We start from the raw sequence: 18850 nt of genomic DNA on the forward strand, positions 1-18850 counted from the left end.
CTTGTTCCGATATCGAACCTTGCCCGCTACAGACTTTCTGGTGTCATACGCACCGTCGGGTGCGCTTGGAGAACCCGCGATGAACCGTCTCTCGACCTGGCCGCTCGAACGCACCCTGCAGATCATCGGCGGCCGCTGGAAGCTCTACATCCTGTTCCATGTGCTGGCCGGGCCGCAGCGTCTGTCGCAACTGCAACGCGGCATTCCCGGCATCTCCCAAAAGGTGCTGGTGCAGCAGTTGCGCGAGATGGAGGAGCACGGCCTGATCACCCGGAAGGTCTTCGCCGCGGCGCCGCCGCATGTCGAGTACAGCGCCACCGAGCTCGGCCTGTCGCTGGCCCCGCTGATGGACAATCTGCAGAACTGGGGCATCCGCCACGCCAAGGCCACCGGAGACCACGCCCGCATGGTCTATTGCGACGGCTTTGCGGCCGAAAACCGTGCGGCGACGGCCGCCTGAACGGTTGACCTTGCTGCGCTCCGGCTCGACAATCACGCTAGGAGATTGCGCGTGACCAACAGCGAACGACTTGCCCTGGGACTGATCGTCATCGGCGTCTTGAGCCGGCTGATCCCCCACCCGCCCAATGTCACGGCGGTGGTCGGCGTGAGCCTCCTCGGTGCCTACGCCATCCGCACTCCATGGCTGGCGGCGCTGATTCCGGTTGCAGTGATGGCGCTCGCCGACCTCGCGCTCGGCTGGCATGGCTCGGCCCTGTTCACCTATGCCGGCATGCTGGCCGGCGCGCTGATCGGGCGCGGCCTGCTGCGGCAGCTCTCGGTGCTCCGGCTCGGCAGCGCGGCCTTCCTCACCAGCCTGGCCTTTTTCCTCATCTCGAACTTCGGCGTCTATCTCGGCGGCTACTATGGCTTCGGGCTCGATGGCTTGGTGGCCTGCTACGTCGCAGCAATCCCGTTCTGGGGTTTGAGCCTTGTCGGCGATCTCGGCTCCACCGCGATCCTGTTTGCGTTGTTCGTCCTCGCCCGCCGTTTCGTCGAACGTGACCCCGGCGCCGCAGCCGCCAGACTTTAGTCCAACTGAACCAATTGCAGCCGCCTCGCCATTGACAGGCTGGTCGGCTGCGCCTTTTGGTGCGGGTGCTGCCGCATCCCTCGGCGGCGCTTCGGACCCGTCAATGACTTCCACCATCGCCCCCGTCGAGGAGCGCCGCAATTTCGGCATCGGCCTGCTGCTGTTCAGCCAGCTGTTCTTCGCCACGCTCGACACCTCGGCCAAGTATCTCGGTTTCATCGGGCTGCCGCTGACGCAGATCGTCTTCATCCGCTACGCCATCCACGTGGCGCTGGCGATCGCCCTGTTCCTGCCGTTCCAGCGCAGCCTGTTCGTCAGCCGGAACTGGAAGCTGCAACTGATGCGCGGCCTTTGCCTGCTCGGAGTGACGGCGGCCAATTTCGGCGCCATGCAGTTCCTGCCGCTGACGGTCACCGGCGCGCTGATGTTCACCATGCCGCTGATGGTTACCGCGCTCTCCGGTCCGCTGCTCGGCGAAAAGATCGGCTGGCGGCGTTGGGCGGCGGTGGGCGTCGGCTTCATCGGCATCCTGATCATCGTCCGGCCGGGCACCGCGGCCTTCCACCCGGCCTCCCTGATCTGCCTTGCTGGCGCGCTCTGCGCTGCGTTCTACGGCATCATCACCCGCAAGCTCGCCGGCGTCGATTCCGCCGCGACGCAGCAGGTCTACTCCGGCCTGATCGCGCTCACCTGCATCACCCCGTTCGCCTTCAACGGCTGGGTCTGGCCGAGCGACGGGGCAGGGTGGTTCGCCTTCATCGCCATCGGCGTCACCGGAATGATCGCGCACCAGCTCAACACCATCGCGCACCGCTTTGCGCCGCCCTCGACGCTGGCGCCGTTCAGCTACACCGAACTGCTGCTGCTGGCGCTCGCCAGCTGGCTGATCTTTTCCGAACCCCCCGATGCCTGGTTCTTCCTCGGCGCTCCGATCATCATCGGTTCGGGCATCTATATCTGGCTGCGCGAGCGCCAGCTCAACCGGCCGACCACCGTCGAGCCGGTGGAGGATTGAGCATGGCCAGCCCGGTAAAGCCCGTCGAGGATCGCCGCCCCTTCGCCATCGGCCTGATGGTGGCGGCGCTGTTCTGCTACACGGTGATCGACAGTTGCGCCAAACTCATGGTGCAGGCCGGGCTGCCGCCGATGGAGGTGGTGTTCGTCCGCTATGCCGGCCAGTTCATCCTGGTGCTGGCTTTCTTCCTGCCGCGCGAGGGCAGGGCGCTGGTGGCGACGCGCAACCTGAAGCTCGAGGTCGGGCGCGGGCTGTTCCTGCTCGGCTCGACCATCTTCAACTTCATTGCCGTGGTCTACCTGCCGCTGACCATCACCTCGGCGATTTCCTTCACCATGCCGCTGCTCCTGTGCGCCCTGTCGATCCCACTCTTGGGCGAAACAGTGGGCTGGCGCCGGTGGCTGGCGATCGGCGTCGGCTTCTTGGGCGTGATGATCATCGTACGGCCCGGCACCGAGGCATTCCATCCCGCGGTGCTGCTGTCTCTTGGCACTGCGGTCTGCGCCGCCCTCTACAACCTCTCGACCCGCGGCCTCGCCGGCGTCGACAGCACCTCGACGCAACAGTTCTATGCGGCGGGCGTGGCGACGGTCTGTGTGCTGCCCTTCTCGCTGGGTGGCTGGGTCTGGCCAACCGATCCGCTGATCTGGTTTTGCTTCGCCGTCATCGGCTTCGCCGCGCTGATCGGGCACCTGTTCATCACCACCGCCCACCGTTACGCTCCGGCCTCGGTACTGGCGCCGTTCGGCTACCTGCAGATTTTCTTCATGACTGGTGCCAGTTGGCTGGTCTTCAACCAGCCGCCGGACATCTGGATCTATGTCGGTGCGCCGATCGTCATGGCCTCCGGCCTCTACATCTGGCTGCGCGAGCGCCAGTTGGCGAAAAGCCTTCTCACCGACGTGGCGGTGCAGGACTAGAAGCCGTTGAAGAGCATGTCGTAGGCCGACTTAATCTCGTCATAGTGGCGGTCGAGGTTGTCGACCTTGCTGTTCAGTTCGGGCGTATCGACGGCAATGACGAACTGCGTGACCATGATGTAAGTTACCCCTTCGATCTGGACCTGCGGATTCAGCAGCTTGTGCCGGACGGGGGCAATACTCGGTGGCATGAGCGGAACCACAACACGGCTATCGAAGCCGCTCAGCAGATCAGTTTGGACATCGACCACGAGTTCGCCGTCTGCAAGTCTATACACGTCGAACTGTGCCATCAGAACGAGCGATACTTGCGCATGGGAAGCCCATTGCGGGCGATGTACTCGTTGGTGCTGCGCACCACCTCCGCATTCTCCTCGGTCCATCGTTTGGCCTTTTCTGCGGCCAGTACCCGACGGATACCCAGTTCGGCGGCCTGCGAGATGTTGATGTGCAGCTCCTTCGCCTCATCAAGCAACGCGCTATCGATCGAGAGGTTGGCGGCTCGTCGCGACATTGACGGCTCCTGCAGGTGGACATGCGCATAAACATGCGCATGCCGATGGTTATCGTCAATCCTCGCGCCCGAACACCTTGCGCAACTCGTCCTTGGCGTCTTCGAGCACCTGCCGGTGTTTCTCGCTGAGGTTCTTGCCGGCCCGGTTGATGTAGAAGGTGAGCATCGACATGGCCGATTGGTAGGGCTCGGATTTGCGCCGCTTGCTGCGTTCGGCCGAGCGCTTGAGCGACAGCGCGATGGCGTGCGGGTCGTCCTGCTCGAACACCCCATCCTCGAGGTCCATCGCATCCGAGTGTTCGGTCACTTCCGCGGACCATTTCTCGCCCTTGTGGTGCTGGTGATGCTGGGTAGCCATTGCCGCCTCCTTTCGAGTGGGTATTGGCTAATCCTGCTGCCTTGCCTGGGTTCCGCGTCGCAGCAATCCGCCGCTCGTCGCGAACAGCAGCGCCAGGAGGAACACAGCGCTCTGGATCAGCACGATGCACGGACCTGTTGCGCCATTGATGCTGAAGCTGATCAGCGTGCCCAGGACGCCCGAGCCGATGGCGACGGTCATGGCGATGGCGAGCATCGCCTCGAAGCGCTTGGCCAGCAGGAAGCCGATGGCGCCGGGGGCGATCAGCATGGCGACGACGAGGATGATGCCGACCGCCTTGAGCGAGGCGACGATGGTAATCGAGAGCAGAGCCAACAGGCCGTAATGCAGCAGCTTCACCGGCAGTCCGATGGCGCGGGCATGCTGCGGATCGAAGGCGTAGAGCAGGAAGTCACGGCGCTTGGCGAGAACGATCAGCAGCGTGCCGAGCGCGATCACGGCAGTTTCGATCAGGTCCTGCCAGGTGACGCCCAACATGTCGCCGAACAGGATATGGCTCAGATGCTGGTCGGTCTCGATGCGGGAGAACAGCACCAGCCCGACGGCAAACATGCCGGTGAAGACGATGCCCATGGCGGTGTCTTCCTTGATCCGGCTGTTGTCCTTCAGGTAGCCGGTGCTCACCGCCGCAAACAGGCCGGCGACGAATGCCCCGATGGCGATCGGCAGGCCGACCACATAGGCGATGACGATACCGGGCAGCACGGCGTGGGAGATCGCGTCGCCCATCAGCGACCAGCCCTTCAGCACCAGAAAGCACGAGAGGACCGCCGAGACGGCGCCGACGAGGATCGCGACGATCAGCGCCCGCTGCATGAAGTCGTAAGCCAGGGGCTCGACGAAAAAGGCATGGAGCGCGTCCATCAGCTCACCCCGGCTTCGCGCAATGCCCGTCGCCGCGCCGCAAGCCGTCCGTGCTTTGGCGCAAGGAAGAAGGCGAGGAGGAACAAAGCCGTCTGCAGGGAGACGATGACGCCGCCGGTCGCTCCGTCGAGGAAGAAGCTGATATAGGCCCCCACCGCCGCGGTGGTCGAACCGAGGATCACGGCGATGACGAGGAGGGTGCGGAACCGGTCGGTGAGCAGGTATGCCGTGGCGCCCGGCGTCACCACCATGGCGATGACGAGGATGGCCCCGACCGTCTGCAGCGCGGCGACGGTACAGGCGGCGAGCAGCGCGAAGAACAGCACCTGCAGCAGGCGCGGATTGAGCCCCACGGTACGCGCATGGTTCTCGTCGAAGAACACCAGCATCAGGTCCTTCCATTTGAGGATGAGGATCGCCAGCGACACCAGCGCGATGATCACCACCTGGATCACGTCGCCATCCGAAATGCCGAGGATATTGCCCATGACGATCGCCTGCACGTCGACCGCCGTCGGGTTCAGCGAGACGATGAGCAGGCCGAGTGCGAAGAACGAGGTGAAGATGATGCCGATCACGGCATCCTCCCTGAGCCGGGTGCGCGTCCGCACCAGCACCATCGCGGCGGCCGCCAGGCCGCCGGCGACGAACGCGCCGGCGGAGTAGGGGAGGCCGAGCAGGTATGCTGTGGCGACGCCCGGGACTACGGCATGCCCCAGCGCATCGCCGATCAGCGACCAGCCCTTCAGCATCAGGTAGGCCGAAAGGAAGGCGCAGACCGCGCCGACCAGCGCCGACACCCACATGGCCTTGACCATGTAGTCATAGGTAAAGGGGACCAGCAGCTCCTCGATCATGTCTCGTCCCGCGCCTTGCTTGACGAAGCCGGTTTGCTGCCGGTGTTCTCGCCGTAGAACACCACCGGCCGCTCGTCGTCGGTGAGCACCGTGACGCGGCGCTGGTCCTTGTCGTCGTGCAGGTCCTCGCCGGCCAGCTGGAAGTGCCGCAGCACACCGCCGAAGGCCTTCTCGAGGTTGGCTTGTGTGAACACCTCGGCGGTGGGGCCGAAGGCCAGGACGGTGCGGTTGACCAGCACCACCTGGTCGCAGAAATCCGGCACACTGCCGAGGTTATGCGTCGAGACCAGCATCAGGTGACCCTGGCTGCGCAATTCCTGCATCAGCGCGATGATCGCCGCTTCCGTCTGCACGTCGACCCCGGTGAACGGTTCGTCGAGCAGGATGATGCGGCCTTGCTGTGCCAGCGCCCGGGCGAGGAACACCCGCTTCTTCTGCCCGCCGGAGAGTTCGCCGATCTGCCGTTTGCGGTAATCGCTCATCCCGACCCGGGCCAGCGCCTCCGCGACCAGCTCGCGGTCGCGCGCCGACGGCACGCGGAAGAAGCCCATATGGCCCTGCCGCCCCATCATCACCACGTCCTCGACCAGCACCGGAAAGTTCCAGTCGACTTCCTCGGCCTGCGGCACATAGGCGACGATATTGCGCTTCAGCGCCTCGCGCACGGGCAGGCCGGCGATCCGTACGCTCCCGGCAATGGGCTGCACGAAGCCCATGATCGCCTTGAACAGGGTGGATTTGCCGCTGCCATTGACCCCGACGAGCCCGGCAATGGTGCCGGCTCCCAGCCCGAAGCTCGCATCGCGTAGCGCCACGTTGCCATTGGGATAGGCAACGGTGACCGCTTCGACCTCGAGGCTCGGTTGCGGCGCCGGGTTCCACGCCTCGTGCGGCACGTTGGCGGAGAGGCTCACTTTCCGAATCCCTTGGCGATGGTGTCGACCGTGACTTCCAGCAGCTTGAGGTAGGTCGGCGTCGGGCCGTCTGCCTCGCTGAGGGAGTCGACGTAGAGAATGCCACCATAGGCGGCGCCGGTTTCCTTGGCGACCTGTCTGGCCGGCTTGTCCGAAACCGTGCTCTCGGAGAACACCACCGGAATCTGGTTCGCCCGCACCGCGTCGATCACCTTGCGGACCTGCTGCGGCGTGCCCTGCTGGTCGGCATTGATCGGCCAGAGGTAAAGCTCTTTCATGTCATAGTCGCGCGCCAGGTAGCTGAAGGCGCCCTCGCTGGTGACCAGCCAGCGCTGCTCGGCGGGGATCTGCGCCAGCCGCGCGCGCAGCGGCGCATCGAGTGCCTTGATTGCGGCCGCGTAGGCGGCGGCATTTGCATCGTAGGCCGCGGCATTCGCCGGATCGTACTGCACCAGCGCCTTGCGGATATTCTCGACATAGAGCAGCGCGTTGTTGGGCGACATCCAGGCGTGCGGGTTGGGTTTGCCCGAATAGGGCCCCTCGCCGATACTCATCGGCTCCACCCCGTCGCTGACCACCACCTGCGGCACGTCCTTCACGTTGTCGAAGAACTTCGCAAACCACTGCTCGAGGTTCATGCCGTTCCACAGCACGAGGTTCGCGCCCTGCGCCCTGACGATGTCGCGCGGTCCCGGCTGATAGCCGTGGATCTCGGCGCCGGGTCTGGTGATCGACTCGACCACCGCCGCATCGCCGGCGACGTTGCGCGCGATGTCGGCGATGATGGTGAAGGTGGTCACCACCTTGAACTTCTCCTGCGCCGGGGCCGGCAAGGGGAGTATGGCGATCGCGGTGATGAGCAGGGCGCCGAAAACGCGGCGATTGAGCATGAGAACCTCCAATAATTTGGGCGGCTAGAGCAGGGCGCCGCCAAAATCGACGAGCAGTTTCACATTGAGCGCGGCGATGATCACCGCGATGACGCTGGCGAAGACCACCAGCCAGAGAGGTGCGACCAGCGCACCCATCTTCTTCTTGTCCGCGGTGAACATCACCAGCGGGAACACGGCGAAACTGAGCTGCAGGCTCAGCACCACCTGGGTGAGGATCAGCAACTGGCCGGTGCCCTGTTGGCCGAACCAGATGGTGACCCCGGCGGCGGGAATGATGGCGATGGCGCGGGTGGTCAGCCGGCGCAGCCAAGGCGCGAGGCGGATCTTGAGGAAGCCTTCCATGACGATCTGCCCTGCCAAGGTCGCCGTGACGGTCGAGTTGATGCCGCAGCAGAGCAGTGCGATGCCGAACAGGGTCGGCGCGATAGCGAGCCCGAGCAGCGGCGAGAGCAGGTTATGCGCCTCGCCGATCTCTGCCACGGTGGTGTTGCCGGCCGCATGGAAGGTGGCGGCGGCAAGGATCAGGATCGAGGCATTGATCAACAGCGCGAACATCAGCGCCACCGTCGAGTCGATGGTGGCGAACTTCAGCGCCTCACGCTTTTCCGGCAGGGTCTCGCCATAGGCCCGGGTCTGGACGATCCCCGAGTGCAGGTAGAGGTTGTGCGGCATCACCGTGGCGCCGAGGATACCCAACGCGAGGTAGAGCATTTCGGGGTTGGTGACGATCTCGGTGGTCGGCGCGAAGCCGCGGATCACCTCGCCCCAGTTCGGATCGGCCAGCGCCACCTGTACGGCAAAGCACACGGCGATGACCCCGAGCAGCGTGATGATCAGCGCTTCGACCCAACGGAAGCCGAGCCGCTGCAGGTAGAGGATCAGGAACACGTCGAGCGCGGTGATGACGACGCCGATCTCCAGCGGGATGCCGAACAGCAGGTTCAGCCCGATCGCCGTGCCGATCACTTCGGCGATATCGGTGGCGACGATGGCGATCTCCGCCATCAGCCACAGCACCCAGGCCACCGGACGCGGGAAGGCGTCGCGGCAGGCCTGCGCCAGGTCGCGGCCGGAGCCGATGGCGAGGCGCGCGCAAAGCGACTGCAGCACGATCGCCATGATGTTGGAGATCAGCGCGACGATCAGCAGCGTGTAGCCGAAGCGAGAACCACCCGCGAGCGAGGTGGCCCAGTTGCCCGGATCCATATAGCCGACCGCGACCAGATAGCCCGGTCCGATAAAGGCGAAGGCCCGTCGCCAGAAGCTGCCGGAGCGCGCGACGGGAATGCTGCGATGCACATCGGTCAGCGACGCATCGCCGCGGTCGCGCCGCCAGCCGGGGAACACCTCGTTCGAACCGATATCCATCGTCCTGCCTTCAGGTGCGGTCGAGCCGGGAGCAGGCTCGACATTCGCCATCCAGTTGCGAATGGTTCTTAATAGCAGCTAATGGGCGACGCTTGTCAACAGCGTCCCTGAGCGATTGCTTTTGAAAGCGGTTTCTTCCACCTTGGGTCAAATGCCGAAAGGCGAACCAATCGCCTCGGAGCGGGGGACTCTCATCTATGCCTGCCTTTCGACTGATCGACGCCAAGCTGCCGGATTTCGGCGTTCCTGCGACCCGTCCCGAGCTTGACCGTTCCGTCTATACGGCCCGCTTTTCCGCCCTCGGCCGCGCCCGTCGTGCTGCCGGACTGGATGCGCTGGTGGTCTACGCCGACCGCGAGCATGCGGCGAACATGAGCTACATCACCGGCTTCGATCCGCGGTTCGAGGAAGCGCTGCTGCTGATCACTCCCGACGCCACCCCAACCCTGCTGGCCGGCCCCGAAAATCTCGGTCGCGCCGCCAATGCGGCGATCGAAGTCGAGGCGCGGCTCTATCCCCCATTTGGCCTTCTCGGACAGGATCGTACCAAGACCCCGGCACTCGCCGAGGTGCTGCGCAATGCCGGCATCGCTGCCAACCAGCGGGTCGGTGTGCTGGGCTGGAAGTATTTCGGCCCGGACGAAGCCGCCAAGCCGGAAGCCTGGCTAGAGACGCCATCCTATATCGTCGACACGCTGCGCCAGATCGTCGGCGCCGATGGCCGCGTGGTGAACGCCAATGCCCTGTTGATGCACTCCGTGACCGGTCTGCGCGCCGTCAACGAGATCGTCCAGATCGCCCAGTTCGAGTTCGGCGCCGTCGCCTGCTCGGAAGCCGTCAAGGCGGTGATCGCCAATGTTCGGCCGGGCATGAGCGAGTTCGAGGCGGTGCAGCAGATGCGGCTGGGTGCGCTGCCGCACTCGTGTCACACCATGTTCTCGTCCGGCGACACCTTGGTCGGGCTCAACAGCCCATCGGGCAAGAAGCTCGAAAAGGGCGACCCGATGACCTCGGCGGTCGGCTACTGGGGTGGGCTGTCGAGCCGCATGGGCTGGCTGGTCGAGGACGACGCGGAACTGCCGGCCAATGTGCGCGACTATGTAGATCGCCTTGCCGGCCCGTACTTCGCCTGCGCCGCCGAATGGTATGAAACCATCGGCATCGGAGTGACGGGCGGCGAGCTCGATGCGCTGGCCCGCCGCCATCTCGATACGCCGTTCTTCAAGCTGGTGCTCAACCCCGGCCACCTGATTCATCTCGATGAATGGATGAACACCCAGGTCTATCCGGGCTCGAAAGAGGTGTTCCTCTCGGGCCAGGCGGTGCAGTGCGACATCATCCCGGCCGCCGGCCCGCCCTACTATGGCGCAAATATCGAGGACGGTATCGCGCTGCTCGACGCCGACGGCCGGGCTGAGCTGAAGGCCGATTTTCCGGACGTCTGGAACCGGGTCGAGGCGCGCCGCGCTTTCATGGGCGATGTGCTCGGCATCCGCCTCAAACCCGAGGTCATGCCGCTCTCTAACCTCGCCGGCGCGATGCCGCCCTACTGGTTGTCGCCGAACCGCATCGTTTCCAAAGCGTGATGTGAGATGAGCGGCGTCACTTGCCAATTGACGCAACGCCCTCTATCCGTTCTGACATCGACATTTGGCTGACATCCGGCCGTATGCCCCCGCTCTCGGTCAGGCGCACGATAGGACTCCAAAATCGACTGACCGGGCAGGGTGATCCTTTTGTCGTTCTGTCCACCACATCACTGCGAATGAGGGACCACCCTATGGAAAAGGGCACCGTCAAATTCTACAACGATCAGAAGGGCTATGGTTTCATCCAGCCCGATAACGGCGGCAAGGACGTGTTCGTCCATGCCACCGCTCTGCAGCGCGCCGGCATGACCGGCCTCGCAGAGGGCCAGAAGGTCTCGTTCGAGACCGGCGAAGACCGCCGCACCGGCAAGATCGCCGTCACCGAGATCTCCGCCGCCTGATTGGCGTAGGGATTTGAGTTGAGAAAGGCCGGACACCGCGAGGTGTCCGGCCTTTCTCTTTGGCTGGGCTCAGTGCTTGCCGCTGCCGGCCTCGCCCCAGGTGATCAGCCGCGCACTGCGGTGGCCGCTGAGGTAGATCCACAGCCAGCTGATCGCCACCGAGATGCGGTTCTTGAGCCCGATCAGGAAGTAGATATGGGCCAGCCCCCAGGTCCACCAGCCGATCCAGCCGGTGAGTTGGAGCCAGCCGAAATCGATCAGCGCCGCGCTCTTGCCGACTGTGGCGATGTCGCCCAGATGCTTGTAGCGGAACGGGCCGATCGTCTGGCCCCGCAGTCGGGCGCGGATCACCGCAGCCGCGTACTTGCCGCCCTGCTTGGCCGCATCGCCGATTCCCGGCACCGGCTTGCCGTTGGGCGCCAGCACCGTGACCGTGTCGCCGACGGCGAAGATGTTGGGGCTGCCCGGCACCGTCAGGTCGGGTTCGACCTTGATCCGCCCGGCGCGGTCCGCCTCGACACCCAGCCATTTGGCTGCAGGCGATGCCAGCACGCCGGCCGCCCAGATGATTGTATGGGCATGCAGCACCTGGCCGTTGAAGCTGACAGTGTCGGCGGTGACTTCGGTCACCGGCTGGCCCAGCATCACCTCGACACCGAGCTTTTGCAGCGCCGATTTGGCATAGCCCGAGAGGTTCTCGCGGAAATTCGGCAACACCCGCGGCCCCGCTTCGATCAGGACGACACGCGCGCCTTCCGGCCGGATCGAGCGGAACTCGTGCTTCAGCGTGGTGCGCGCCAGCTCGATCACCGCGCCGGCGAGTTCCACGCCGGTCGGGCCGGCACCGATGATGGCGAAGGTCAGCAGCGCCTTGCGCTTGTCCGGATCGGTCTCACGCTCCGCCGCTTCGAATGCGAGCAGCAGCCGGCGCCGCATCGCTGTTGCATCCTCCAGCGTCTTGAGTCCCGGAGCGAACGGTTCCCAATCATCGTGGCCGAAATAGGCATGCCGGGCTCCGGTGGCGATGATCAGGCTATCATAGGGTACCCGTCCGCCGTCCTCGAGCTCGACCAGTTGCGCCTGCTTGTCGATGCCGGTGACGTTGCCGAGCAGCGTCGTCACCTCCGGCCGGTGCTTGACCAGCATGCGGATCGGCCAGGCGATCTCCGACGGGCTGAGCGCCGTGGTCGCGACCTGGTAGAGCAGCGGCTGAAACAGGTGATGGTTGCGGCGGTCGACGACTGTGATGTCGACATCGGCGCCCTTGAGCTTTTGGATCGCCGCTAGTCCGCCGAACCCGCCGCCGATCACGACGACCCGATGCCGTTGAGCCGAGTTGGTCATTTCAAAACCCCACTTGCAGCGCCCGCACTGCATGTAGGGCTTTGATCCGCCATGCTCAATGAAGGCCAGGCGCAGGCCTCGCATGCACCCAGCGCCCACGCCAATGCGGCCGGTCGACAGATCTCGGAATCGACGGGTGAGGGAGAGGGCGGAGGGAGCCTTGCACGATCATGCATGGGTAAGGCCCCCTCCGCGACGGCGCTTTTCGCGCCACACCCCGCTCCACGCGGGCGGGGAAGCCGTTCAGGCGCTCGAGCCGTCGAAGGCGCGCTTGGCCGCCTCGATGCTCTGCTGGTTGCGCACCGCGAACGAGCCCAGCGGCGAGACGCTGGCGGCGAAGTCCCGGCCGAGTTCGGTCAACTCGTACTCGACCCGCGGGGGAATGGTGGCGAAGGCCGCGCGGACCGCGAAGCCATGGCGCTGCAGGTTGCGCAACGTCTGTGTCAGCTGCTTCTGCGAGATGCCGTCGACGGCGCGAGAGATTTCGTTGAACCGCAGCTTGCCGTCACGCATCACCGACAGCACGTCAACGGTCCAGCGGGCACCGGCGAGATCGAGGAGGTCGTGTACAATCTCAAACTGGCTGGCCATGTCGTAATACCTCGTAGTTGTTGTGGTCCGCCCGGTCGCCATCGGCGGCCGGGCTTAGTCGCTATTCGCCCATGGCGTGGGCGCGTTCCTCCGCCGTCATCGGCTTGGCGGTTCTTGGCCGGCGGAGCAGGAAGACGATCGGCAGCGACACGAAGGTCAGGATCATCATCAGGTGGAAATCGTCGAGGAAGGCGAGCATCGCCGCCTGCTGGGTGATCATGCCGTGGATGGTGCCGACGACGTTGGCGAAGCCGCCATAGGCTGCCGTAAAGTCGCGCAGCGGCCCGGAGTCGAGAGTCACCCGTTCGGCCAGCTCGCCGTAGTTCACCACCTGCATCTGCGCCAGGATCGTCGTCACCACGGAGATGCCGACGCCTTGGCCGACATTGCGGATCAGGCTGAACATTGCCGTGGCATCGACGCGGTACTTGGCGTTGATGGTGGCGAAAGCCAGCGAGTTGAGCGGCACGAACACAAAGCCCATGCCGATGCCCTGCAGGAACCCCGAGATGAGGATCGGGCCCGACCCCATGACGATGTCGAACTCGGTCATCATGTAGAGCGAGTAGCCCATCAGCAGCGTGCCGCCGACCACCAGCAGGCGTGGATCGTATTTCGATACCAGCCGGCCGACGATGATCATCGAGACCATCGTGCCAATACCGCGTGGCCCCATCAGCAGCCCGGTCTCGATCACCGGAAAACCCATCAGGTTCTGCAGCATCGGCGGCAACAGGGCGAGGCCCGAGAACAGCGTGATGCCGGTGATGAAGATCAGCACCAGCCCCGTGACGAGGTTGCGATCCCTGAACATGCCCATGTCCATGAACGGGTTCTCGGCGGTGAGGCAGTGGACGATGAACACCCAGAGACCCGAGATGGCGAGCAGCAGATAGAGCCAGATCTCGGCCGAGTCGAACCAGCCGGCCCCTTGGCCGCGGTCGAGCAGCATCTGCAGCGAGGCCACGGCCAGCGCCAGCATGCCGAAGCCGAAGAAGTCGAACTTGCGGATCTTGATCGCCGTGTTCGGCATCAGCGCCGCCAGCATGAAGAAGGCGACGATTCCGACCGGCAGGTTGACCAGGAACACCGCGCGCCAGTTGAAGGTCTCGGTCAGCCAGCCGCCCAGCGTCGGCCCGATGATCGGCCCGAACATGATGCCGGCGCCGAAGATGGCCATGGCCTGCCCCAGCTGTTCGCGCGGGTTGATGTCCATCATCGTCGCCTGCGCCAGCGGCACCAGCATGGCGCCGCAGATGCCCTGGATGACGCGGAACGCCACCATCTGCGCGAGGTTGGTGGCAATGCCGCAAAGCAGTGATGCCCCGGTGAAGCCGACCACCGCAGCGAGCAGCAGGTTGCGCCGGCCGAAGCGGTCGGAGAACCAGCCGGTGAGCGGCGTCGCGATGGCCGCGGCGACGATGTAGGAGGTCAGTACCCAGTTGATCTCGTCCTGCGACGCGCCGAGGCTGGCGCGCATATGCGGCAAGGCGACATTGGCGATCGTGGTGTCGAGCACCTGCATGATCACCGCCACCATGATGGCCGCCGTGAGCAGGCCCTTGTTCTTGACGACGACCGTAGGGGCAGAGACTGCGGCGGCGGCGGCCATGTCAGAGCGCCTTCGGGTTCTCGGCAGCCTGCGCCCCGGCGGGCTTGGTGTCGACGTTGACGGTGGCGCTCATGCCGGCCCGGAGCAGGTCCGTGCCGCTGTCGCAGGCGATGTTGACAGGCACGCGCTGGGTGACCTTCACCCAGTTGCCGGTGGCGTTCTGCGCCGGGATCAGGGCGAATTCCGCACCGGTCGCGGCGCCGATCGAGGCAACCTGACATTCGATCGCCAGCCCCGGATAGGCGTCGACTTTCACCTCGGCCGGCATGCCGACGGCGAGGGTGGTCAGCTGCGTTTCCTTGAAGTTGGCTTCCACCCAGGTGTCGCCGGTCTCGACCAGCGTCGCGATGGTCGAGCCGGTATTGATGAACTGCCCGACATTGAGGCTCGCCACCTGGCTGACGATGCCGTCGGCCGGGGCGACCACCGTGCTCTTGTCGAGGTTGCGCTGCGCGTTATCGCGTGCCGCGAGCGCCGCCCGCACTGCCGGATGGTCATCGGTCTTGATGTTGGGGTCGCCGCCGAGCGCCGCCGTGGCGTTGGCCACGTCCTGCTGCTCGAGCGCCACGTTGCTCTGGGCCTGCTGCAGCGCCAGCCGCGAGTCATCGAGCGCCGACTCGGCTGAAATGCCCTGCTTTTGCAGGTTCGAGGCGCGGTCCCATTCCTTCTGCCGGATCGCCAGGGTGGCGTTGGCGGCCTCGAGCTTGGCGGTGGCGACCGAATAGGCGACGCGCAACTGCTCGACATTGACCCGCGCCGTTGCGAGGGCCGCGTCGGATTGGCTGAGCGCGATGCGATAGGGTTCAGGGTCGATGGCGAACAGCGTATCGCCGGCCTTTACCGACTGGTTGTCCTTGACCGCCACCGAGACGATGCGGCCGGCAACATCGGACGAGATCGACACCTTGGGCTGTTGCACATAGGCGTTGTCGGTTTCGACATAGCGTCCGCCGGTCAGCCAGAAATAGCCGCCGCCTGCCGCCAGCAGCACCGGCACCGCCAGCATGATGGCGAGCCGCCGGCCCGAGCGCTTCTTCTTGGCCGGCGCCTCGGGCGCGGGGACAGCCGCAGCTTCCGGCTTGGTGGCTTCAACCGCAGCCGCTGTGACGGGCTTGGCTTCGCCGGGGGCAGGGGGAGTGACGCGGGCGTTCATAATCAGACTTCCTCGAGATCGGCCGTCTGGCCGGAAAGGTTTTCGCGCATCTTCGACAGCGCGCTAATCACGGTCTGCCGTTCGTCGGGGGTGACGCCCTCGAGCGCGGCCTCATACATCGCCAGCCCGACCTTGCGGGCGGTCGTGAAGATCTCTTCGCCCTCGGCAGTCAGACGGGCGAGCTTGGCCCGGCTGTCGGTGGGGTCGGGATAGCGATCGATCAGCCCGCGCTTCTCCAGCCGGTCGAGCACGCCCGAAATGGTCATCGGGTCGGTATCGGCTGCGGTTGCCAGCGCCACCTGGGTAATTCCGTCGTTGAGTGCGATCTGCGCCAGCACGCGCCACTGCGGCAGCGTGATCCCGTGCACCCTCGCTTCTTCCTCGAAGCGGCGCTTCATCAGGCGGGCGACTTCGTGGATCAGGTAGCCCATCGGGGCCTGGTGCTTGTAGCTCTGTTTCGATTTCATAAGCGCACATATAATAAGTGCACATACGACGTCAACGCGCGGGACTATTAGAAACCAAGCTAAATCTGCATGGCTGGCAATTTCGCCTCGCATGCCCTATTTCCCCGCCATGACCCACGACCTCGCAACCGCCCGCCGCTTCTCGGTGGCGCCGATGATGGACTGGACGGATCGGCATTGCCGCTATCTGCATCGGCTGCTGACGTCGCATGCGCTGCTGTTCACCGAGATGGTGACCAGCGCCGCGGTGGTGCACGGCCCGCGCGAGCGCCTGCTGGGATTCGACCCGGTCGAGCAGCCGGTGGCACTGCAGCTCGGCGGTTCCGATCCCGGGGAACTGGCCGAGGCAACGCGGATCGCGACCGAGTTCGGCTACAGCGAGATCAACCTCAATGTCGGCTGTCCGTCCGACCGGGTGCAGTCCGGCCGGTTCGGCGCCTGCCTGATGGCCGAGCCGGAGCTGGTCGCCGAGTGCGTGCGCGCCATGCGCGATGCCACCGATGTGCCGGTGACGGTGAAATGCCGCATCGGTATCGACGATCAGGATACCGAGGAAAGCCTAGACCGCTTCGCCGACGCCATGGTCGCGGACGGCGTCGATGCCCTCTACGTGCACGCCCGCAAGGCCTGGCTCAAGGGCCTCAGCCCCAAGGAAAACCGCGAAATCCCGCCGCTCGACTACCCGCGCGTGCATCGCCTCGCGGCGCGGCTGAGGCCGCTGCCGGTGATGATCAATGGCGGCATCAAGACCATCAAGGACGCCGAGGCGCACATGGCGCACATGTCCGGCGTCATGCTTGGCCGCGTCGCCTATCACGAGCCGATGCTGCTGACGCTGGTCGACGAGCGCTTTTTTGGCGCGCCGAAACAGCAGATCGAATTGCGCGACGTGATGCTTGCCATGGCCGACTATGCCGAGCACGAGATCGGCAAGGGTGCGCGGCTCAACAACATCACCCGCCATATGCTCGGGCTGGCCAATGCCCGTGCTGGGGCCCGCACTTTCCGTCAGATTCTGAGCGTCGACGCGGCCAAGCGCGGCGCCGGGCCGGAGGTGATCATGCGGGCCTTCGACGCGCTGGAGCCGGAGCTGCAGCTGGCGGTGTAAGGCGCTTCACCCTCGGCATCAATGCTTGCCGCTCCACCCCCTCCCATCCTCCCCCATCAAGGGGGAGGTGCCGCATGGCGTTTGCGGCACGATCCCGCTCAAATCACCGGCCCCTACCTCCCCCTTGACGGGGGAGCGACTGTGTTGCTGGTCAAGCGGTTTGCCATGGCTTGTTGTCCCGAATGATGGCGTTGAGGATGGTGAGGAGTTTTCGAGCGCAGGCGATGAGGGCGACGCGTTTTGGTTTTCCGGCTTCGATGAGACGGTTGGTGAAGGCTTTGAACACCGGGTTGTGACGGGCTGCGACGAGGGCGCCGATGAAGAGCGCGGCCCGGGGTTCGGGTCGGCCGCCTGCGATCATGCTATTGCCACGCCATCGACCGGACTGGCGGGTGAAGGGAGCCAGGCCGCACAGCGCTGCGATGGTGCGCCGATCGAGCTGGCCCAGTTCGGGCAGTTCGGCCATCAGCGTGCGGGAGATGATCTTGCCGACGCCGGGAACCGACGCCAGCAGGTTCTCCTTATGGCGCCAGGCCGGCGAGCTGCGGATGGCGGTGTCGAGGTCGTCGTCGAGGGATGCCAGTTCGTCGTTCAGCGCCTTGATGATGCGAGCGATGCTGGTTTTGATCCGGCCCGCAGCGCGGGCGTGTCGGTTCTTCTCGGCGACCAGCATGCCGACCAGTTGCCGGCGTCGCGCCATCAGTTCGCCGAGCAGTACCGTTTCGGCATCGGCCAGCGGGCGCAACTGGGGCTTGGTGGCGGCAAGGAACCGGGCGATCACCGCTGCGTCGATGCGATCGGTCTTGGCCCGCTTACCTTCCGCCTGTGCATAGTGCCGCACCTGCGCGGGGTTGAGCACCAGTACCGGCAACCCGGCCGCCGCCAGTTCGGCCACCGCCAGCTTCTCGAGCCCGCCGGTGCCTTCCAGCCCGATGCCGTCGGCTCCGATGGCCCGCAACCGCGCCACCAGCACCTCGATCCCGGCCGCCTCATTGTCCACGGCCAACCGTTCTCCGGACGGATGCACGAACACATCCAGCCGGTCCTTGCTCACGTCGATACCTACGGTGATCTCCATTGCCTCCCATCCTTGCGCAAACGGGCTCGCCAAGCGGCCCAAGCGACTGTTCGGGATCAATGGATCGAGCCGCAGCGAAACCCGCTCCCCCACGGGCTCCAACACCCAGGCAAGCGTCGTACTGCTGCGGCTCACCGCACCTGGAACTTTATCAGATGCGGATGAGTCCAAGTTACAAGGCAAGCGCAGCTTGGCAGCTTGCTGCCTAGCGGAGCTCGGAGGGGGTGGGGCCCCGGGCCCGGCCCCTACTTGTGATCCTTCCAGAAATCCGCCTGCAACTGCGCGGCTTCATCGGCCAGCATCGGGCCGACGATCTCGGTGTGGCGCTGTCCTGCCTCGAACACGATATGGCAGGGCAGGTCGAGTGTCGGGTTCTCCTCGTGCGCCGGTCTGCGCCTTGAGGTCGCGCTCGGTCTGGCCGAACACCACGCGGCCGATACCGGCCCAGTAGATGGCGCCCGAGCACATCGCGCAGGGCTCGGCCGAGGTGTAGAGCGTGCAATCCTGCAGCTCTTCGAGGCTGAGGTTCTTGGCGGCCCAGGAAGCGAGCAGCTTCTCGGCATGCGCAGTGCGGTCGCCGCCTTCCGAGCTGTAGCCGTTCCCCTGTTCGCGCAGCACCTTGCCGTTCTTGTCGGCCAGCAATGAGCCGAACGGATGGTCGCCACCCTCGCGCGAACGTCTGGCGACGGCAAAGGATTGGCGCAGCAGGGCTTCGTCATAGGGGCGTTGAGGCATCGAGGTCTCCGTTGA

21 protein-coding genes and 1 pseudogene are annotated in these 18850 nt (G+C 65.2%); 7 read left to right on the forward strand and 15 right to left on the reverse strand.

Annotated elements, in window-relative coordinates; all coding sequences use genetic code 11:
• Positions 1 to 79 precede the first annotated feature (79 nt).
• From APS40_RS18185 to APS40_RS18200, 4 genes are all read left to right on the forward strand, one after another.
• Positions 80 to 460 carry a winged helix-turn-helix transcriptional regulator gene (locus tag APS40_RS18185; RefSeq protein ID WP_055048402.1) on the forward strand — a complete coding sequence of 127 codons (381 nt, stop codon included), beginning with the start codon at positions 80 to 82 and terminating at the stop codon, positions 458 to 460.
• 51 nt (positions 461 to 511) lie between these two features.
• Positions 512 to 1033 carry a DUF6580 family putative transport protein gene (locus APS40_RS18190; RefSeq protein ID WP_055048403.1) on the forward strand — a complete coding sequence of 174 codons (522 nt, stop codon included), beginning with the start codon at positions 512 to 514 and terminating at the stop codon, positions 1031 to 1033.
• A gap of 103 nt (positions 1034 to 1136) precedes the next feature.
• Positions 1137 to 2048: a DMT family transporter gene (locus APS40_RS18195; RefSeq protein WP_055048404.1), complete on the forward strand. Its 912-nt coding sequence runs from the start codon at positions 1137 to 1139 to the stop codon at positions 2046 to 2048.
• Positions 2049 to 2050: 2 nt separating this feature from the next.
• Positions 2051 to 2968, forward strand: coding sequence for a DMT family transporter (locus tag APS40_RS18200; protein WP_055048405.1), 918 nt, complete (start codon positions 2051 to 2053; stop codon positions 2966 to 2968).
• Here the strand turns inward: APS40_RS18200 and APS40_RS18205 are convergent.
• From APS40_RS18205 to APS40_RS18240, 8 genes are read right to left on the reverse strand one after another with little or no spacing between them, the layout of a single operon-like run.
• Positions 2965 to 3261, reverse strand: a complete 297-nt coding sequence (locus tag APS40_RS18205; protein WP_055048406.1) for a CcdB family protein — start codon at positions 3259 to 3261, stop codon at positions 2965 to 2967. The two genes, APS40_RS18200 and APS40_RS18205, sit on opposite strands and share 4 nt — an antisense overlap.
• Positions 3261 to 3482, reverse strand: a complete 222-nt coding sequence (locus tag APS40_RS18210) for a type II toxin-antitoxin system CcdA family antitoxin (RefSeq protein ID WP_055048407.1) — start codon at positions 3480 to 3482, stop codon at positions 3261 to 3263. The genes APS40_RS18205 and APS40_RS18210 overlap by 1 nt, the downstream gene beginning before the upstream one ends.
• A 55-nt stretch (positions 3483 to 3537) precedes the next feature.
• Positions 3538 to 3840, reverse strand: coding sequence for a DUF3175 domain-containing protein (locus APS40_RS18215; protein WP_055048408.1), 303 nt, complete (start codon positions 3838 to 3840; stop codon positions 3538 to 3540).
• Between the two features lie 27 nt (positions 3841 to 3867).
• Positions 3868 to 4725, reverse strand: coding sequence for a metal ABC transporter permease (locus APS40_RS18220; RefSeq protein ID WP_055048409.1), 858 nt, complete (start codon positions 4723 to 4725; stop codon positions 3868 to 3870).
• Entirely contained in the window at positions 4725 to 5582 is an 858-nt protein-coding gene (locus APS40_RS18225; RefSeq protein WP_055048410.1) for a metal ABC transporter permease, read from the reverse strand. The genes APS40_RS18220 and APS40_RS18225 overlap by 1 nt, the downstream gene beginning before the upstream one ends.
• Positions 5579 to 6496: a manganese/iron ABC transporter ATP-binding protein gene (locus tag APS40_RS18230; RefSeq protein ID WP_442855815.1), complete on the reverse strand. Its 918-nt coding sequence runs from the start codon at positions 6494 to 6496 to the stop codon at positions 5579 to 5581. Before APS40_RS18230 ends, APS40_RS18225 begins: the two co-directional genes overlap by 4 nt.
• Positions 6493 to 7386 (reverse strand): metal ABC transporter substrate-binding protein, encoded by an 894-nt coding sequence (locus APS40_RS18235; RefSeq protein WP_055048411.1) that lies wholly within the window; start codon positions 7384 to 7386, stop codon positions 6493 to 6495. The genes APS40_RS18230 and APS40_RS18235 overlap by 4 nt, the downstream gene beginning before the upstream one ends.
• Before the next feature lie 24 nt (positions 7387 to 7410).
• Positions 7411 to 8757: an Nramp family divalent metal transporter gene (locus APS40_RS18240; RefSeq protein ID WP_055048412.1), complete on the reverse strand. Its 1347-nt coding sequence runs from the start codon at positions 8755 to 8757 to the stop codon at positions 7411 to 7413.
• Between the two features lie 197 nt (positions 8758 to 8954).
• Here APS40_RS18240 and APS40_RS18245 point away from each other — a divergent pair, with 197 nt between their 5' ends.
• Entirely contained in the window at positions 8955 to 10343 is a 1389-nt protein-coding gene (locus tag APS40_RS18245) for a M24 family metallopeptidase (RefSeq protein ID WP_055048413.1), read from the forward strand.
• Positions 10344 to 10537: 194 nt separating this feature from the next.
• The gene (locus tag APS40_RS18250) at positions 10538 to 10747 is read left to right on the forward strand and encodes a cold-shock protein (RefSeq protein ID WP_055048414.1); all 210 of its coding nucleotides are present in this window, start codon (positions 10538 to 10540) and stop codon (positions 10745 to 10747) included.
• A 69-nt stretch (positions 10748 to 10816) separates the two neighbouring features.
• On the opposite strand, the gene APS40_RS18255 is transcribed toward APS40_RS18250, so the two are convergent.
• From APS40_RS18255 to APS40_RS18275, 5 genes are all read right to left on the reverse strand, one after another.
• Positions 10817 to 12091 carry an NAD(P)/FAD-dependent oxidoreductase gene (locus APS40_RS18255; RefSeq protein ID WP_055048415.1) on the reverse strand — a complete coding sequence of 425 codons (1275 nt, stop codon included), beginning with the start codon at positions 12089 to 12091 and terminating at the stop codon, positions 10817 to 10819.
• 243 nt (positions 12092 to 12334) lie between these two features.
• Complete coding sequence (locus APS40_RS18260; protein WP_055048416.1) at positions 12335 to 12682, reverse strand: winged helix-turn-helix transcriptional regulator; 348 nt, start codon at positions 12680 to 12682, stop codon at positions 12335 to 12337.
• A gap of 61 nt (positions 12683 to 12743) precedes the next feature.
• Positions 12744 to 14294: a DHA2 family efflux MFS transporter permease subunit gene (locus tag APS40_RS18265; RefSeq protein ID WP_055048417.1), complete on the reverse strand. Its 1551-nt coding sequence runs from the start codon at positions 14292 to 14294 to the stop codon at positions 12744 to 12746.
• 1 nt (position 14295) lies between these two features.
• On the reverse strand, positions 14296 to 15447 hold the full coding sequence (locus APS40_RS18270) for an HlyD family secretion protein (protein ID WP_082434513.1): 1152 nt from the start codon (positions 15445 to 15447) through the stop codon (positions 14296 to 14298).
• Positions 15448 to 15449: 2 nt separating this feature from the next.
• The gene (locus APS40_RS18275) at positions 15450 to 15914 is read right to left on the reverse strand and encodes a MarR family winged helix-turn-helix transcriptional regulator (protein WP_197279357.1); all 465 of its coding nucleotides are present in this window, start codon (positions 15912 to 15914) and stop codon (positions 15450 to 15452) included.
• A 91-nt stretch (positions 15915 to 16005) separates the two neighbouring features.
• Between APS40_RS18275 and dusA the strand changes: the two genes are divergently transcribed.
• A complete protein-coding gene (dusA, locus tag APS40_RS18280) occupies positions 16006 to 17022 on the forward strand; it encodes a tRNA dihydrouridine(20/20a) synthase DusA (protein WP_236884128.1) in 1017 nt (338 codons plus the stop codon).
• A 151-nt stretch (positions 17023 to 17173) separates the two neighbouring features.
• Here dusA and APS40_RS18285 read toward each other — a convergent pair whose 3' ends face one another.
• Both APS40_RS18285 and APS40_RS18290 read right to left on the reverse strand, forming a co-directional pair.
• A complete protein-coding gene (locus APS40_RS18285; RefSeq protein ID WP_055047385.1) occupies positions 17174 to 18100 on the reverse strand; it encodes an IS110 family transposase in 927 nt (308 codons plus the stop codon).
• Positions 18101 to 18345: 245 nt separating this feature from the next.
• Positions 18346 to 18835, reverse strand: a pseudogene (locus tag APS40_RS18290) (nucleoside deaminase).
• Positions 18836 to 18850: the final 15 nt, after the last annotated feature.

Origin of the sequence: Devosia sp. A16 (genome assembly GCF_001402915.1) — a bacterium.
In the GTDB taxonomy this organism is placed as follows: domain Bacteria; phylum Pseudomonadota; class Alphaproteobacteria; order Rhizobiales; family Devosiaceae; genus Devosia_A.

Coding starts and splice junctions, on each gene's coding strand:
- APS40_RS18185 (WP_055048402.1), top strand. CDS start 80: ATGAACCGTCTCTCGACCTGGCCGCTCGAACGCACCCTGCAGATCATC.
- APS40_RS18195 (WP_055048404.1), top strand. CDS start 1,137: ATGACTTCCACCATCGCCCCCGTCGAGGAGCGCCGCAATTTCGGCATC.
- APS40_RS18200 (WP_055048405.1), top strand. CDS start 2,051: ATGGCCAGCCCGGTAAAGCCCGTCGAGGATCGCCGCCCCTTCGCCATC.
- APS40_RS18205 (WP_055048406.1), bottom strand. CDS start 3,261: ATGGCACAGTTCGACGTGTATAGACTTGCAGACGGCGAACTCGTGGTC.
- APS40_RS18210 (WP_055048407.1), bottom strand. CDS start 3,482: ATGTCGCGACGAGCCGCCAACCTCTCGATCGATAGCGCGTTGCTTGAT.
- APS40_RS18215 (WP_055048408.1), bottom strand. CDS start 3,840: ATGGCTACCCAGCATCACCAGCACCACAAGGGCGAGAAATGGTCCGCG.
- APS40_RS18220 (WP_055048409.1), bottom strand. CDS start 4,725: ATGGACGCGCTCCATGCCTTTTTCGTCGAGCCCCTGGCTTACGACTTC.
- APS40_RS18225 (WP_055048410.1), bottom strand. CDS start 5,582: ATGATCGAGGAGCTGCTGGTCCCCTTTACCTATGACTACATGGTCAAG.
- APS40_RS18235 (WP_055048411.1), bottom strand. CDS start 7,386: ATGCTCAATCGCCGCGTTTTCGGCGCCCTGCTCATCACCGCGATCGCC.
- APS40_RS18240 (WP_055048412.1), bottom strand. CDS start 8,757: ATGGATATCGGTTCGAACGAGGTGTTCCCCGGCTGGCGGCGCGACCGC.
- APS40_RS18245 (WP_055048413.1), top strand. CDS start 8,955: ATGCCTGCCTTTCGACTGATCGACGCCAAGCTGCCGGATTTCGGCGTT.
- APS40_RS18250 (WP_055048414.1), top strand. CDS start 10,538: ATGGAAAAGGGCACCGTCAAATTCTACAACGATCAGAAGGGCTATGGT.
- APS40_RS18255 (WP_055048415.1), bottom strand. CDS start 12,091: ATGACCAACTCGGCTCAACGGCATCGGGTCGTCGTGATCGGCGGCGGG.
- APS40_RS18260 (WP_055048416.1), bottom strand. CDS start 12,682: ATGGCCAGCCAGTTTGAGATTGTACACGACCTCCTCGATCTCGCCGGT.
- APS40_RS18265 (WP_055048417.1), bottom strand. CDS start 14,294: ATGGCCGCCGCCGCCGCAGTCTCTGCCCCTACGGTCGTCGTCAAGAAC.
- APS40_RS18270 (WP_082434513.1), bottom strand. CDS start 15,447: ATGAACGCCCGCGTCACTCCCCCTGCCCCCGGCGAAGCCAAGCCCGTC.
- APS40_RS18275 (WP_197279357.1), bottom strand. CDS start 15,914: ATGAAATCGAAACAGAGCTACAAGCACCAGGCCCCGATGGGCTACCTG.
- dusA (WP_236884128.1), top strand. CDS start 16,006: ATGCCCTATTTCCCCGCCATGACCCACGACCTCGCAACCGCCCGCCGC.
- APS40_RS18285 (WP_055047385.1), bottom strand. CDS start 18,100: ATGGAGATCACCGTAGGTATCGACGTGAGCAAGGACCGGCTGGATGTG.